Raw genomic sequence first — 14,894 nt, forward strand, 5'->3', positions numbered from 1 at the left:
GTGTCTCCTTCAGGCGCTTCAGCCGCGCAGTGCGGCGATCGAGTCCGCGAGGGCACGGGGCACGTCCTGCACGGTCTGGTGGACCCCGTCCCGTACGACGTGACGTCCGCCCACGACGGTGTGCCGGACGTCCGCTGCCGACGCTGCGAATACCGCCGTCTCGGCTGCCAGACGCGGTACCGGTCCCGCTGTCCTGACCGAGTCCAGGGCGATCGTCGTGAAGTCGGCCGGGGCGCCGGCCTCCAGGGTGCCCGCGTCCGGCCGGCCGAGGGCCGCGTGGCCGTCCGCCGTGGCCGCGCGGAGGAGCGCGGCCGCCGTCCAGTGGCCCCGGGTGCGGGTGCGGAGGCGTTCGTTCAGTTCCATCGCGCGCGCCTCCTCCAGCAGGTCGATCACCGCGTGGCTGTCGCTGCCCAGGGACAGCGGGGAGCCGGCACGCTGGAGGGCGACGGCCGGGCCGATGCCGTCGGCCAGGTCCCGTTCCGTCGTGGGGCACATGCAGGTGCCGGTGGACGTCGAACCGATCATGGCGATGTCGGCGTCCGTCATATGGGTGTTGTGGACGCCCGTCGTCCGGGCGCCGAGCACTCCGTGGTCGGCCAGGAGCTGGGTGGGCGTGCGGCCGTGGGCCGCCAGGCAGGCGTCGTTCTCGGCCGTCTGCTCCGAGAGGTGGACGTGAAGGGGCGCCTGCCGGTCCTGGGCCCAGCGGGCCACCGTCGACAGCTGGTCCGCCGGGACCGCGCGGACCGAGTGGATCGCCGCCCCGATCCGTACCCCGTCCCGTTCCTTCAGGCCGCTCACCCGCTCGGCCCAGGCCTCGGCCGTGCCGTCGGAGAAGCGGAGCTGGTGCCGGTCGGGGGCGGCCCCGAAGCCGGCGGAGAGGTACGCCGTGTCGAGGAGGGTGATGCGGATGCCGGCCTCGCCTGCGGCGGCGATCAGGGCCTCGCCCATGGCGTTGGGGTCGGCGTACGGGGTGCCGCCGGGCGCGTGGTGGAGGTAGTGGAACTCGCCGACGGCCGTGATACCCGCCAGTGCCATCTCCGCGTACACGGCACGGGCGAGGGCGAAGTAGCTGTCGGGGTCGAGGCGTTGGGCCACGTTGTACATGACCTCGCGCCAGGTCCAGAAGGTGCCGGAGCCGACCTGGACGGTACCGCGCAGGGCGCGGTGGAAGGCGTGCGAGTGGGCGTTGGCGAGGCCGGGGATCGTGAGGCCGCGGAGGGCGACCGCGCCCGGCGGCGGGGCGTCCACCCCGGTGCGGACGGCCGCGATCCGGCCGCCGGGGTCCACGTCCAGGGCCACGCCCGGCTCGACGTTCGTGTCGAGCCAGGCGTGTTCCAGCCAGTACGTCGTCAGCGGCACGCCAGCTCCTCCAGTACGTCGGCGAGTGCGAGGACCCCGGCCGCGCAGTCGTCCTCGGCCGCGAACTCGGCCGGGGAGTGCGAGACGCCGGTGGGGTTCCGTACGAACAGCATGGCGGTCGGAATCGATTCGGAGAGGATTCCCGCGTCGTGTCCGGCACCGGTGCCGAGGACCGGGACCTTGCCGGACTCGCCCAGGATCCGGGACAGCTCGTCGCGCAGGGCGTGCGAGAAGTCCACGATCGGAGTGAAGGACTCCCGGACGACCGTGAGGTCGATGCCGTGGCGCCGGGCGTAGTCGCGGGCCGCCGTCTCGACGCCCGCCACGACCGTGTCGAGCGAGTCCTGGTCGGCGGCGCGGGCGTCGAGCCAGCCGCGGACCAGGGACGGGATGGCGTTGACGCCGTTGGGCTCGACCGCGATCTTGCCGAAGGTGGCGACGGCGCCCGCGAGCTCCGCCTCGCGGCGGGCGGCGAGGACCGTCTCCGCGTAGGTGAGCATCGGGTCGCGGCGGTCGACCAGGCGGGTGGTGCCCGCGTGGTTGGCCTCGCCCGCGAAGTCGTACCGCCAGCGGCCGTGCGGCCAGATGGAGGAGGCGATGCCGACGGCGTCCCCGGAGAGGTCGAGGGCGCGGCCCTGCTCGACGTGGAGTTCGACGAACGCGCCGATGCGGGCGAGCCGCTCGGGGTCGGGACCGATCGTCGAGGGGTCGTACCCGGCGGCCTCCATGGCCTGCGGGAGGCTGGTGCCGGCGCCGTCGCGGAGCTCGTACGCCTGCTCCTTCGTCAGCCGGCCGGCGGTGAGGCGGGAGCCGACGCAGGCGAGGCCGAAGCGGGCGCCCTCCTCGTCGCCGAAGTTGGTGATGGCGAGGGGGCGCTTGAACGAGACGCCGCGCGAGCGGAGTTCGTCGAGGGCGGCGAAGGCGGAGACGACGCCGAGGGGGCCGTCGAAGGCGCCGCCGTCCGGGACGGAGTCCAGGTGGGAGCCGGTGACGACGGCGTCCCCCGCCGTGGGGTCGCCGAGCCAGGCCCACTGGTTGCCGTTGCGGTCGGTCTCGACGTCCATGCGGCGGGCCTCGGCCTGCATGCGGAACCAGAGGCGGCAGTCGGCGTCGGCCTCGGTCCAGGCGTAACGCCGGTAGCCACCGGAGGCGGCGCTGCGGCCGATGGGCCGCAGCGACCGCCACATGGCGTGGAAGGTGGCGCTCACGCCGAGGCCTCGTCGTCGGAGCCCTCGCGCATCGGGACGCGGACGCCCTTCTCGTCGGCGACCCGCTCCGCGATGTCGTAGCCCGCGTCGACGTGCCGGATGACGCCCATGCCGGGGTCGTTCGTCAGGACGCGGCGGATCTTCTCGCCCGCGAGCTTGGTGCCGTCGGCCACCGAGACCTGGCCGGCGTGGATGGACCGGCCCATGCCGACGCCGCCGCCGTGGTGGATGGAGACCCAGGACGCGCCGGAGGCGACGTTCACCATGGCGTTGAGGAGCGGCCAGTCGGCGATGGCGTCGGAGCCGTCGAGCATGGCCTCGGTCTCGCGGTACGGGGAGGCCACCGAGCCGCAGTCGAGGTGGTCGCGGCCGATCGCGAGGGGCGCGGCGAGGGTGCCGTTGCCGACCATGTCGTTGAACATGTCGCCGGCCTTGTCGCGCTCGCCCTGGCCGAGCCAGCAGATGCGGGCGGGCAGGCCCTGGAAGTGGACGCGCTCGCCGGCCATCTTGATCCAGCGGTGCAGGGACTCGTTCTCCGGGAAGAGGTCGAGGATCGCCTTGTCCGTCTTGTGGATGTCCGAGGCCTCGCCGGACAGGGCCGCCCAGCGGAACGGGCCCTTGCCCTCGCAGAACAGCGGTCGGATGTACGCCGGCACGAAGCCGGGGAAGGCGAACGCGCGGTCGTAGCCGGCCAGCTGGGCCTCGCCGCGGATCGAGTTGCCGTAGTCGAAGACCTCGGCGCCCGCGTCCATGAAGCCGACCATGGCCTCGACGTGCCTGGCCATCGACTCGCGGGCCCGCACGGTGAAGCCGGCCGGGTCCTTGGCGGCCGCGTCGGCCATGTCGTCGAAGGCCACGCCGACCGGCAGGTAGGCCAGCGGGTCGTGGGCGGAGGTCTGGTCCGTCACGATGTCGATCGGGGCGCCCTCGGCGAGCATCTGCGGGAGCAGCTCGGCGGCGTTGCCGAGGAGGCCGACGGAGAGCGGACGGCGGGCGTCGCGGGCCTCCGTGGCCAGCTGGAGCGCGTGGGCGAGGTTGTCCGCCTTCACGTCCAGGTAGCGGTGCTCGATGCGGCGCTCGATGGCGCGCGGGTCGACGTCGATGCAGATGGCGACGCCGTCGTTCATGGTCACGGCGAGCGGCTGGGCGCCGCCCATGCCGCCGAGGCCGGCGGTGAGGGTGATCGTGCCGGCCAGGGTGCCGCCGAACTTCTTCGCGGCGACGGCGGCGAAGGTCTCGTACGTGCCCTGGAGGATGCCCTGGGTGCCGATGTAGATCCAGGACCCGGCGGTCATCTGGCCGTACATGGTGAGGCCGAGCTGCTCCAGGCGGCGGAACTCCTCCCAGTTGGCCCAGTCGCCGACCAGGTTGGAGTTGGCGAGGAGGACGCGCGGGGCCCACTCGTGGGTCTGCATGACGCCGACGGGCCGGCCGGACTGGACGAGCATCGTCTCGTCCTGCTTCAGCGTCCGGAGCGTGCGGACCATGGCGTCGAAGGAGCGCCAGTCGCGGGCGGCCTTGCCGGTGCCGCCGTAGACGACGAGCTTGTCGGGGTGCTCGGCGACCTCGGGGTCGAGGTTGTTCTGGAGCATCCGGAGGGCGGCTTCCTGCTGCCATCCCAGGGCGCTCAGTTCCGTACCGCGAGCCGCTCGTACGGGGCGGGGTCCTGACATGGGGGTGCCTCCTCGGATGTCGTTCAGATATTCACATCCTCGCGCTATGAATAGTTGTAGTCAACAGCTGCGGGGCCGCACGTCCCGGTGATGGGATGGATCCATGGCCTCCTCCCGCCGCGATCTCGCCGTCCGAGCCTCCGTCGACCAAGGACTCCTCTCCCCCGCCGAACCGGTCGTCGCCCTCCTCGACACCGCCGGCATCCGGGCCTCCGCAGCCTCCCTGACCAGCGCGTTCGCCGCCGTCACCGACGCGCCCGTGCTGCACGCCTTCGCCGTCAAGGCCGCCCCGCTCGTCCCCGTGCTCCGCCTCCTGCACGAGGCCGGACTCGGCGTCGAGGTCGCGAGCCCCGGCGAGCTGGCCCTCGCGCGCGCCGCCGGAGTCCCGCCCGCCGACACCGTGCTCGACTCCCCCGCCAAGACCCCCGCCGAGCTGCGCCAGGCCCTCGCGCTCGGCATCGCCGTCAACGCCGACAACCTCCAGGAACTGGCCAGGCTCGACGCGCTCATCGCCTCCGCGCCCACCGCCTCACCCCTCGGGATCCGGGTGAACCCGCAGGTCGGAGCCGGTTCCATCGGCGCCCTCTCGACCGCGACCGCCACCTCCAAGTTCGGCGTGGCACTCCGCGACGAGGGCGCCCGCAAGGCCGTCGTCCAGGCCTACGCGGAGCGGCCCTGGCTGACCCGGCTGCACACCCACACCGGCTCCCAGGGCGTCCCGCTCGCCCTGATGGCCGAAGGCGTCGGAGAGGCGTACGCGCTCGCCGAGGAGATCAACCGCACGGTCGGCCGACAGCAGATCGACACCCTCGACATCGGCGGCGGCCTGCCGGTCAACTTCCACTCCGACGAGGAGACGCCGACGTACGCGGAGTACGCCCGGCTGCTCGCCGACACCGTCCCCGGACTCTTCGACGGCCGCTACGGCCTGGTGACCGAGTTCGGCCGCTCCCTGCTGGCCAAGCACGGCACGATCCTCGCCCGGGTGGAGTACACCAAGACCTCCGGGGGCCGCCCCATCGCCGTCACCCACGCGGGCGTACAGGTGGCCACCCGGACGGTCTACGCACCCGAGGCCTGGCCGCTGCGCGTGCTCGCCTACGACTCCGAGGGCCGCCCCCGCACCGGGGAGGTCACCGTCCAGGACGTGGCGGGCCCCGCCTGCTTCGCCGGGGACCTGCTCGCCGCCGGCCGGGCGCTGCCGCTGCTGCACCAGGGCGACGTGGTGGCCGTCCCGGACACGGGCGCGTACTGCTTCGCCCACCACTACGCGTACAACAGCCTGCCCCGGCCGGGCATCCACGGCTTCACGGTGACGGAGGGCGGGGACGGTGGCGGCGACGGGGTGGTCGCCTTCGCGACCGTACGGAAGCCCCAGACGCTCGCGGAGATCGTCGCCGAGTCGGGCGGGGCGCACGCGGACGCCCTCGTCGGGTAGCGCGGGCCGTGCGTCGCGGTTTCGATGAAGCCATGACTGGAACGGGAACCGGCTCGAACACCACGACCGTCGTCGTCGAGCGGCGGGTCGACGCCTCCCCCGGGCGGGTCTGGGAGTCGATCACCGACCTGCCGGACATGCCCCGCGTCCTCTCGGGCGTCGAGCGGGTCGAGGTGCTCACCGAGGGCGGCTTCGCCGTGGGCACCCGCTGGCGCGAGACCCGGCGGATGCTGGGCAAGGAGGCCACCGAGGAGATGCTGGTGACGGAGTGCGAGCCGCCCGACCGGTACGTGACGGTCGCCGACTCGCACGGTATGCACTACGTCTCCGAGATCACCCTCGTCCCCGACGGAACGGGGGCGACCACCCTGCGGATGACGTTCTCCGCCCGGCCCTCCCGCGGTCGCAGGCAGGGATTCCTGGGACGGCTGATGGCCCGCTTCGGCGCGAAGGCGGTCGCCAAGGCGCTCGCGAAGGACCTGTCCGAGATCGCGAACGCGGTGGAATCGAAGATCTGACGGTCGACCTGACACACAATCCTGACCCGATTACCGCCAGGTGCTGGCATGTTCCGATGGAAAATGCCAGAACACCCCCCGGAGGCCGCTGCGTTCAGTAACGTCACCGTCACTGCCGCACGTTCGCACGCCGCATCGGGAGGGGAATCCGCGTGCCCGGAATCGACGAGTGCCTTCTGGAGGCCATGGCCCTGCCGGGCGCTCGCGGAGCCTCCCTGGTCGACTGGACCAGCGGGCTCGCCCTCGGGACGGCGGGCGACTCACCGGTCGGCGACCATGAGACGACCGCCGCCGAGACCGCCGAACTCGCCCGAGCCGCCGCCGAGTTCGACTCGTTCGCCGCCGCGGGAGAGGACCCCGGCGACGAACCGCCCGTCGAGGACCTGATCGTCACCACCCGCGCCGGCTACCACGTCCTGCGCTTCGTCGAGACGTCCTTCGACAGCAGCGTCTTCCTCCACCTCTGGCTCGACCGCGACACCGGCAACCTCGCCCTCGCCCGAATACGCCTCCGCGACCTCGCCGAACGGCTGGTCCTGGGATGAGCGGGCTCGGAGCGACCGCGGTCGCCACTCCCGTCTCCCCCATGCTGGTACGGCTCGCCGCGGAGAAGGCCACCGGCGCCCTGCTCCGCGACCACGGCACCCTCTACCTCGTCGACGGCCGTGTCGTACACGCCGAGAGCCCGGCCGCCCCCGGCGTCGACGTCCTCCTCACCACCGGCGGACGGCTGCCCCGCGAGGGCTGGGACGAGGCCGTCGACCGGGCGGGCGCCCATCGCGCCGTCGGCCGCTTCCTCGTCGACAGCGGCCGGCTCCACGACGGCGAGCTGGAGATCTGCCACCTCGGCGCCGTCTTCGACGCGGCCTTCTTCGCCCTCTCCCCCACCAGCGGACCGACCCGCTTCCGGTACGGGGTCGGGCACTGGTTCGGGACGGTGCGGCCGGTGTCGGCCGAGGCCGTGGAGCGCGAGACGATACGCCGCCGCGAACTCCTCGACGCCGTCTGGCCGTACGCCTCCGTGGACACCTCCCCCGTCGTGCCGCGCCGCGCCGCCCCCGGCCAGACCGTGGGGGCGCGCCAGCGGGCCCTGCTCGCCGCCGCGGACGGGCACCGGACCCCGGCCGAACTGGCCCTGGCACTGGGCCGACCCGCCTTCCACACCCTCCTCGACGTCCGGCGGCTCGCGGCCGCCGGGCTCGTCGAGACGCCGCTCGACCCCGCCCCCCTACCGATGCCGCCCCCCTTGCCTGCCCTGTTACCGGCCCTGCCGGTGGCCGATCCCGACATCGCCCTGCTGCGCCGGCTCCGTGACGCCCTGGAGGCACACCTGTGATGAGGCGTGCCCTGCGCCTGCGCGCCGAAAGGAAACAGCTCATGACGGCAGAAGCCGAGGTCCTCGGCGAGCTCAGACGGCTGCGGGCCCGGCTGCCCCAGCTGACCGGGGCGCTCGCGGCCAGTGCCGACGGGCTCGTCCTCGCCCACGACACCGTGGACGGCGAGGCGGAGAGCGTGGCCGCGCTGACCGCGGCGGCGCTCGGCGTCGGCCAGCGGCTGACCGACAGCACCGGCCAGGGCCGGTTCCGGGAGCTGCTGGTACGCGGCGAGAACGGCTACGTGGCGACGTACGCGGCAGGCGGCTCGGCCGTCCTGACGCTGCTCGCCGAACCCCGGATCAACGTCGGGCGGCTCCATCTGGAGGCCCGCAGATCCAGTGTCCGGATAGGCGAACTCGTCGACGGCGCACTGGAGCGCAGAGACCTGAACTGACGCACCGCACCACGCACAACGAGCACAACGAGCACCACGCACAACGAGCACCACGTGCACCACGTAGAAGACACGTACACGAGAAGGAAGTGCGACACCCATGGCGAACACCGAGACCTCCCTCAAGGAAGCGGCCTCCATCGAAGGTGCCATCGGCGCGGCCCTCGTCGACTACACGAGCGGCATGGCACTCGGCACGATCGGCGGCGGCAAGGAGCTCGACCTCAACATGGCCGCGGCCGGCAACACCGACGTCGTCCGGGCCAAGGTCCGGACGATGGAGATGCTCGGCCTCGGCGAGGAGATCGAGGACATCCTGATCACCCTCGGCCGGCAGTACCACATGATCCGGCTGCTCAAGGGGCAGGGCAAGAGCGGCCTGTTCCTGTACCTCGCGCTGGACAAGGACCGGGCGAACCTGGCGATGGCCCGCCACCAGCTGAAGAAGATCGAGGCCGAACTGGACGTCTGACCCGGCCTTCTTCGCGGGCGCGGGGCGCAGGTCCTGTCGTCGCCTTCCCGCCTGCCCTTCGGGCGACGGCGGGAAGGCGACGACAGGACCTACTCGACGAACAGGCCCCGCGCCGCCGCCTTCGCGTCGAACTCCTCCAGGCGCGCCTGCGCGTCCGGGAGTTCGTCGGCCATGGCCTCCAGGAGGACCCGGCCGAGCATCATCGGCGCACAGGCGGTGTCGAAGGCGAGCCCGGTGCCGACGGCGGCCGGGATGAGCAGGTCACTGTGGGCGGCGACCGGCGCGAACGCCGACTCGGCGACGGTCACGACCGTGAGCCCGGCGGCACGCGCGTACTCCAGGGCCTCGACGACCTCCCGCGGGTGCCGGGGCAGCGCGAAGCACAGCAGGGCCGTGGCCCCGGCGCGTACGGCGGCGTCGACGCGGTCCGTGAGCATGGAGCCGGCCTCGTCGAGGAGCCGGACGTCCGGGTGCACCTTGGCGGCGAAGTAGGCGAAGCCGCGTGCCTGCGAGGAGGCGGCCCGCAGACCGAGGACCGGCAGCGGGCGGGAGCGGGCCAGGAGCCGGCCGGCCCGTTCGACGGGCGCCGGGTCGGCGAGGAGTCCGGCGAGGTGCCTGAGGTTCTCGATCTCGGCGAGGACGGCCTGCTGGTACTCGTTCGGCGTCTCGTCCTCCCCCTCGGCCGCACCGGACTCGGGGGGCGCGACCTCGCGCAGATGACGGCGGAGCGCCGGGTAGCCGTCGAAGCCGAGGGCGACGGCGAAGCGGGTGACGGAGGGCTGGCTGACTCCGGCGAGCTCGGCCAGCTCGACGCTGGACAGGAAGGGCACGTCACCGGCGCGCCGCACCATGCAGTGCGCGATCCGCCGCTGTGTCGGCGTCAGCCGGTGCCCCTCGAAGAGCGCCTGCAGCCGACCGGCCGGGCTGTCGCTCATACCGCCGCCCCCTCTCTCTCACGCCTATTCACCCACGAAGGGCTCTGCATAAGGATATGCAGGGGGTGCTCCGGAGAGAAGCGCGAGCGGGAAGCCCGAGAGGAAAGACCGGCGGGAGCCCGGCTGCCACACCCGCGAGGAACGCCCGCGGGGCCCGGCAAGGGCTGGAACGCCCCGCGAGGAACGCCCACGGGGCCCGGCAAGGGTGGAAGAAGTCGGCGCGGGGACCGCCGCACCCCCGGAACGGGGGGCGGGACGACGGCGGTCCCCGCGAGGACACGGGCCCGGGTCAGGGCCGGTCTCCGCGTCCGCGGCGTCGTCAGGAGTCCGGGAGCCGCTCCGGAAGTCCGTGACGCCGACAACCACCACTGTGCCGGACGCGTGTTAAGCGGGTGCTGCGCCGACGTGTCGCGCTCGTACCGATTGCGCGAACACGCCCGCAGCACCCACCGCACCGGCCCCGGGACCTACTTCGCGCCGCCGTTGGCCAGGAAGGCCAGCAGGTCCTGGCGGCTGACGACGCCGGTCGGCTTGCCCTCGACCAGCACGATCGCCGCGTCGGCGGCCTCGCCGAGGACGGACATCAGGTCGGCCACCGGCTCGCCGGAGCCGACCTGCGGCAGCGGCGCGCTCATGTGGCGCTCCAGCGGGTCCTCCAGGGAGGCGCGCTGGGTGAAGAGGGCGTCGAGCAGCTCCTTCTCGACGACCGAGCCGACGACCTCGGCGGCCATCACGTCGGGGTGACCGGCGCCGGGCTTCACGATGGGCATCTGGGAGACGCCGTACTCGCGGAGCACCTCGATGGCCTGGCCGACGGTCTCGTCCGGGTGCATGTGGACGAGGGAGGGCATGGTGCCGCCCTCCTTGTGGCGCAGGACGTCGGCGACGGTGGCCGTGGAGGTGTCCTCCAGGAAGCCGTAGTCGGCCATCCACTCGTCGCTGAAGATCTTCGACATGTAACCGCGGCCGGAGTCCGGCAGCAGGACGACGACGACGTCGTCCGGGCCGAGCTCCCTGGCGACCTCGAGCGCGGCCACGACGGCCATGCCACAGGAACCGCCGACGAGGAGGCCCTCCTCCTTGGCGAGGCGGCGGGTCATCTGGAACGAGTCCTTGTCGGACACGGCGACGATCCGGTCCGTGACGTTCCGGTCGTACGCGGTCGGCCAGAAGTCCTCGCCGACGCCCTCGACGAGGTACGGGCGACCGGAGCCGCCCGAGTAGACCGAACCCTCCGGGTCGGCGCCGACGACCTGCACGGAGCCGCCGCTGGCCTCCTTGAGGTAGTTGCCGGTGCCGGAGATGGTGCCGCCCGTGCCGACGCCCGCGACGAAGTGGGTGATCTTCCCCTCCGTCTGCTCCCAGAGCTCGGGACCGGTGGTCTCGTAGTGGGAGCGCGGGTTGTTCGGGTTGGAGTACTGGTCGGGCTTCCAGGCACCGGGCGTCTCACGGACGAGGCGGTCCGAGACGTTGTAGTACGAGTCCGGGTGCTCCGGGTCGACCGCGGTGGGGCAGACGACGACCTCGGCGCCGTACGCCCGCAGTACGTTGATCTTGTCGAGGGACACCTTGTCGGGGCAGACGAAGATGCACTTGTAGCCCTTCGTCTGCGCCACGATCGCCAGGCCGACGCCGGTGTTGCCGGACGTGGGCTCGACGATGGTTCCGCCGGGCTTGAGCTCACCGCTCTGCTCGGCCGCCTCGATCATCCGCAGGGCGATCCGGTCCTTGACCGAGCCTCCGGGGTTGAAGTACTCGACCTTGGCCAGAACGGTCGCCTGAATACCCGCTGTGACGCTGTTGAGCTTCACCAGCGGGGTGTTGCCGACGAGGCTGATCATCGAGTCGTGGAATTGCACCGTAATCTCCGGGGTCTCCGTAATGGTGTGGCCAGCGTATGCGTAGTCGGAGCGGGTTACGGGGCAGTTAGACCCTGAACGGCTTGAAGGAGGTGACGGCCCCATGTCGAGGGCGAGGGTGGCGCGGCGGATCGCGGCGGGTGCGGCGTACGGCGGCGGCAGCATCGGGCTGCTGGGTGTGGCGGCGGTGGGCGTCCTGCTGGCCGAGATGCAGATCGCGAAGCGGACGGTGGGCGGCGGCGCGGCCCCTCTGCCACCGGGAGCGGACGGCCTCTACGGCCGTGCGTTCGGCTCGGACGACCCGCTGCGGCTGGCCCTTCTGGGTGATTCCACGGCGGCGGGTCAGGGGGTGCGCCGCGCGGGCCAGACGCCGGGCGCGCTGCTCGCCTCGGGGCTCGCGGCGGTGGCGGAGCGGCCGGTGGTGCTGCGGAACGTGGCGCTCTCCGGCGCCCGCTCCGACGACCTGGAGCGCCAGGTGTCGCTGCTGCTGGCCCAGCCCCTCGGGCCGCCGGACGTCTGCGTGATCATGATCGGCGCGAACGACGTGACGCACCGGATGCCGCCGACGGAGTCGGTACGGCTCCTGGCGGCGGCGGTCCGGCGACTGCGGACGGCCGGCGCGGAGGTGGTGGTGGGGACCTGCCCTGACCTCGGGACGATCGAGCCGGTCTACCAGCCGCTGCGCTGGCTGGCCCGGCGGGCCTCCCGGCAGCTGGCGGCGGCGCAGACCATCGTGGTGATCGAGCAGGGCGGGCGGACGGTGTCGCTGGGCGACCTGCTCGGGCCCGAGTTCGCGGCGAACCCGCGCGAGATGTTCGGGGTGGACAACTTCCACCCGTCGGCGGAGGGCTACGCGACGGCGGCGATGGCCGTGCTGCCGACGATGTGCGCGGTGCTGGGCGTGTGGCCCGAGACGGACCGCCTGGAGCCGGCACGGCGGGAGAACATGCTGCCGGTCGCGAAGGCGGCGGCGGAGGCGGCGAAGGAGGCGGGCACGGAGGTCACGGGCGCCCGCGCCCCCTGGGCCCTCCTGAAGCACCGCCGCAGGCGGCGTCTGCCGGTCGCGACGGACGCGTCGCCTGAGGCCCAGGGAGAGGGGGCCGCGGAGACGGCCGCCCCCACCAACTGAGCGCTCGCTTAGAAAAGAGGTCCGCATCACATGCCCAGGCCGATGACCCCATGCGGTACGTACGGGTAACTTCCCTTTCAGTCCGCTCACTCCGCACCCTCATGGAGCCGTGATGCCCGAAGCCGTGATCGTCTCGACCGCCCGCTCGCCCATCGGCCGGGCCTTCAAGGGCTCCCTCAAGGACCTGCGGGCGGACGACCTCACCGCGACCATCGTGCAGGCCGCCCTGGCGAAGGTGCCGGAGCTGGACCCGCGCGACATCGACGACCTGATGCTGGGCTGCGGTCTGCCCGGCGGCGAGCAGGGCAACAACCTGGGCCGCATCGTGTCCGTGCGGATGGGCATGGACCACCTGCCGGGCTGCACGGTCACCCGCTACTGCTCCTCCTCGCTGCAGACCTCCCGCATGGCGCTGCACGCGATCAAGGCGGGCGAGGGCGACGTCTTCATCTCGGCCGGTGTCGAGATGGTGTCCAGCTTCGTCCGGGGCAACTCGGACTCGCTGCCCGACACCCACAACCCGTTCTTCGCCGAGGCCGAGGCCCGCACCGCCGAGGTCGCCGCCTCCGAGGGCTCCACCTGGCACGACCCGCGCGAGGACGGCATCGTCCCGGACGCGTACATCGCGATGGGCCAGACCGCCGAGAACCTGGCCCGCCTCAAGGGCATCAGCCGCCAGGAGATGGACGAGTTCGGCGTCCGCTCGCAGAACCTCGCCGAGCAGGCCATCAAGAACGGCTTCTGGGAGCGCGAGATCACCCCGGTGACGCTCCCGGACGGCACCGTCGTCTCCTCGGACGACGGCCCGCGCGCCGGCGTCACCCTGGAGGGCGTGCAGGGCCTCAAGCCGGTCTTCCGCCCCGACGGCCTGGTCACCGCCGCCAACTGCTGCCCGCTGAACGACGGCGCCGCCGCGCTCGTCATCATGTCGGACACGAAGGCCCGCGAGCTCGGCCTGACCCCGCTCGCCCGGATCGTCTCCACCGGCGTCTCCGGCCTCTCCCCCGAGATCATGGGCCTCGGCCCGGTCGAGGCGTCGAAGCAGGCCCTCAAGCGGGCCGGCCTGACCATCGGCGACATCGACCTGGCGGAGCTCAACGAGGCCTTCGCCGCCCAGGTCATCCCGTCCTACCAGGACCTGGGCCTGGACCTGGACAAGGTGAACGTCAACGGTGGCGCCATCGCCGTCGGCCACCCCTTCGGCATGACCGGCGCCCGGATCACCGGCACGCTGATCAACGGCCTCCAGTTCCACGACAAGCAGTTCGGCCTGGAGACCATGTGCGTCGGCGGCGGCCAGGGCATGGCCATGGTGATCGAGCGGCTGAGCTGAGCCGCTGAGCCGGGCGGCTGAGCTGACGCCTGTCCTGACACCCGCACCGGCGCCTCTCCCGGGCGCCGGGGTACGCCGGGGCGCGTCTCCTCGTACCGAGGGCTCCAACCGCACCGCGTCCGAGCCGTGACCGAATCTCCCCCAGGATGTGACCTACGTCCCGGGGGAGTTCGTTTTCCCAGGTCAGAGCGGTTCTGGGACTAAACGCCTGGTAGAAATACCTGTCCAATTCGTGACGTAATGCACTGACAGCGAGCCCCACCCCAGGACAAGCTGATGTAGGAAGTCGGGGGATCGACTCGGAATCGGGAGTACGTCAGTGAGCGCCATGCCTCTTGCCCTGCTGCTGACCACGGCCGCTGCCACGGCCGTGGGCGCCGCCGCCCTGCACGCAGTCCACGGTCTCCGCAAGCAGGTCACCGCCCTGCGGAGCGAGCTGGCGGCCGGCCACGGCGTCACGGTCCCCGCGGCCCGCACGGCCACGCCCGCCGCCGAGATACGGGCCGCGGTCGCGGAGGCGCTGGCCGAGGAGCGCGAGCGTGAGCTCGCCGAGGCGCGGGCCTTCTGGGCCGCACAGGAGGCCAGGGACGCGGCCGACGCCCCGTCCCTGCTGGGCGGTCTCGGCGGCCCGGTCGACGACGGCACCTTCTTCGTCCCGCGCCAGGCCGACTTCGTGGGCCTGGAGGCGATGGCCCTGGAGGCCATGGAGGCGGAGGCCGCCGCGCTCGACGGCCCCGACGCGCTGGACCCGCTCGACTCGATCGACGCCCTCGAGGAGTACCCGGAGGACTCGGCCGAGCTGGCCGCGGCCCGCCGTCGGCACCCCTCGCACCCGGACTTCGTGCCGGTGCAGACCCCCGTCGTCACCGACCACGAGCGGACGGTGGCCCGTCTCGAGGAGCTGGCCGACACCGCCACCGCGCTGACCGACGTGCGTCCGGGTCCGCTCGGCACGCTCGACGTGTACGTCTTCGCGGACGGCACGACGCTCTGTATGACGCCGGGGCACCGCGAGACCGCGGAGCGCCTCGCGGAGGCCCTGCGCGCCGGCCGTACGCCGGTGCTGCTCGGCGGCTCGGGCGTCTCGGGCGCTTTCGCCCTCACCTTCTCGTACGGCGAGGCGGACGACGAGAACGTCTACATCCTGGCGGACCGCGTCATCGCGTCCCTCTAGCCCTCCTGGGCCTCTCCCGGCCCTCC

At 72.6% G+C, this 14,894-nt stretch carries 14 protein-coding genes; 9 read left to right on the forward strand and 5 right to left on the reverse strand.

Features of this window, described 5'->3' with window-relative positions; translation table 11 throughout:
• Positions 1 to 18: 18 nt before the first annotated feature.
• From ACZ4XX_RS26755 to hutU, 3 genes are read right to left on the reverse strand one after another with little or no spacing between them, the layout of a single operon-like run.
• A complete protein-coding gene (locus ACZ4XX_RS26755) occupies positions 19 to 1,359 on the reverse strand; it encodes a formimidoylglutamate deiminase (RefSeq protein ID WP_468510416.1) in 1,341 nt (446 codons plus the stop codon).
• The gene (locus tag ACZ4XX_RS26760) at positions 1,350 to 2,567 is read right to left on the reverse strand and encodes an allantoate amidohydrolase (protein WP_468510417.1); all 1,218 of its coding nucleotides are present in this window, start codon (positions 2,565 to 2,567) and stop codon (positions 1,350 to 1,352) included. Before ACZ4XX_RS26760 ends, ACZ4XX_RS26755 begins: the two co-directional genes overlap by 10 nt.
• Positions 2,564 to 4,240: a urocanate hydratase gene (hutU, locus tag ACZ4XX_RS26765; RefSeq protein WP_468510418.1), complete on the reverse strand. Its 1,677-nt coding sequence runs from the start codon at positions 4,238 to 4,240 to the stop codon at positions 2,564 to 2,566. Before hutU ends, ACZ4XX_RS26760 begins: the two co-directional genes overlap by 4 nt.
• Before the next feature lie 103 nt (positions 4,241 to 4,343).
• Here hutU and ACZ4XX_RS26770 point away from each other — a divergent pair, with 103 nt between their 5' ends.
• The 6 genes from ACZ4XX_RS26770 (at position 4,344) to ACZ4XX_RS26795 (ending at position 8,438) form a co-directional block, all read left to right on the forward strand.
• Positions 4,344 to 5,678: a type III PLP-dependent enzyme domain-containing protein gene (locus ACZ4XX_RS26770; protein WP_468510419.1), complete on the forward strand. Its 1,335-nt coding sequence runs from the start codon at positions 4,344 to 4,346 to the stop codon at positions 5,676 to 5,678.
• A 32-nt stretch (positions 5,679 to 5,710) separates the two neighbouring features.
• Positions 5,711 to 6,196, forward strand: a complete 486-nt coding sequence (locus ACZ4XX_RS26775; protein ID WP_468510420.1) for an SRPBCC family protein — start codon at positions 5,711 to 5,713, stop codon at positions 6,194 to 6,196.
• A 152-nt stretch (positions 6,197 to 6,348) separates the two neighbouring features.
• Positions 6,349 to 6,741, forward strand: a complete 393-nt coding sequence (locus tag ACZ4XX_RS26780; protein ID WP_266966461.1) for a roadblock/LC7 domain-containing protein — start codon at positions 6,349 to 6,351, stop codon at positions 6,739 to 6,741.
• Positions 6,738 to 7,532, forward strand: a complete 795-nt coding sequence (locus ACZ4XX_RS26785; RefSeq protein ID WP_468510421.1) for a transcriptional regulator — start codon at positions 6,738 to 6,740, stop codon at positions 7,530 to 7,532. The genes ACZ4XX_RS26780 and ACZ4XX_RS26785 overlap by 4 nt, the downstream gene beginning before the upstream one ends.
• A 41-nt stretch (positions 7,533 to 7,573) precedes the next feature.
• Positions 7,574 to 7,966 carry a roadblock/LC7 domain-containing protein gene (locus ACZ4XX_RS26790; RefSeq protein WP_030315243.1) on the forward strand — a complete coding sequence of 131 codons (393 nt, stop codon included), beginning with the start codon at positions 7,574 to 7,576 and terminating at the stop codon, positions 7,964 to 7,966.
• Positions 7,967 to 8,066: 100 nt separating this feature from the next.
• The gene (locus ACZ4XX_RS26795) at positions 8,067 to 8,438 is read left to right on the forward strand and encodes a hypothetical protein (RefSeq protein WP_361396551.1); all 372 of its coding nucleotides are present in this window, start codon (positions 8,067 to 8,069) and stop codon (positions 8,436 to 8,438) included.
• 89 nt (positions 8,439 to 8,527) lie between these two features.
• Here the strand turns inward: ACZ4XX_RS26795 and ACZ4XX_RS26800 are convergent, their stop codons facing one another.
• Positions 8,528 to 9,373: a MurR/RpiR family transcriptional regulator gene (locus ACZ4XX_RS26800; protein ID WP_468510422.1), complete on the reverse strand. Its 846-nt coding sequence runs from the start codon at positions 9,371 to 9,373 to the stop codon at positions 8,528 to 8,530.
• Between the two features lie 467 nt (positions 9,374 to 9,840).
• Positions 9,841 to 11,232 carry a cystathionine beta-synthase gene (locus tag ACZ4XX_RS26805; protein WP_468510423.1) on the reverse strand — a complete coding sequence of 464 codons (1,392 nt, stop codon included), beginning with the start codon at positions 11,230 to 11,232 and terminating at the stop codon, positions 9,841 to 9,843.
• Positions 11,233 to 11,335: 103 nt separating this feature from the next.
• Between ACZ4XX_RS26805 and ACZ4XX_RS26810 the strand changes: the two genes are divergently transcribed.
• The 3 genes from ACZ4XX_RS26810 to ACZ4XX_RS26820 all read left to right on the forward strand — a co-directional run bounded on the left by ACZ4XX_RS26810 (position 11,336) and on the right by ACZ4XX_RS26820 (position 14,868).
• A complete protein-coding gene (locus ACZ4XX_RS26810) occupies positions 11,336 to 12,361 on the forward strand; it encodes an SGNH/GDSL hydrolase family protein (RefSeq protein WP_468510424.1) in 1,026 nt (341 codons plus the stop codon).
• Between the two features lie 112 nt (positions 12,362 to 12,473).
• Positions 12,474 to 13,694 carry an acetyl-CoA C-acetyltransferase gene (locus ACZ4XX_RS26815; RefSeq protein ID WP_468510425.1) on the forward strand — a complete coding sequence of 407 codons (1,221 nt, stop codon included), beginning with the start codon at positions 12,474 to 12,476 and terminating at the stop codon, positions 13,692 to 13,694.
• A 328-nt stretch (positions 13,695 to 14,022) separates the two neighbouring features.
• Positions 14,023 to 14,868 carry a hypothetical protein gene (locus tag ACZ4XX_RS26820; RefSeq protein ID WP_468510451.1) on the forward strand — a complete coding sequence of 282 codons (846 nt, stop codon included), beginning with the start codon at positions 14,023 to 14,025 and terminating at the stop codon, positions 14,866 to 14,868.
• The last annotated feature ends 26 nt before the right edge of the window (positions 14,869 to 14,894 follow it).

It is taken from the genome of Streptomyces sp. NPDC029956, from assembly GCF_055574655.1.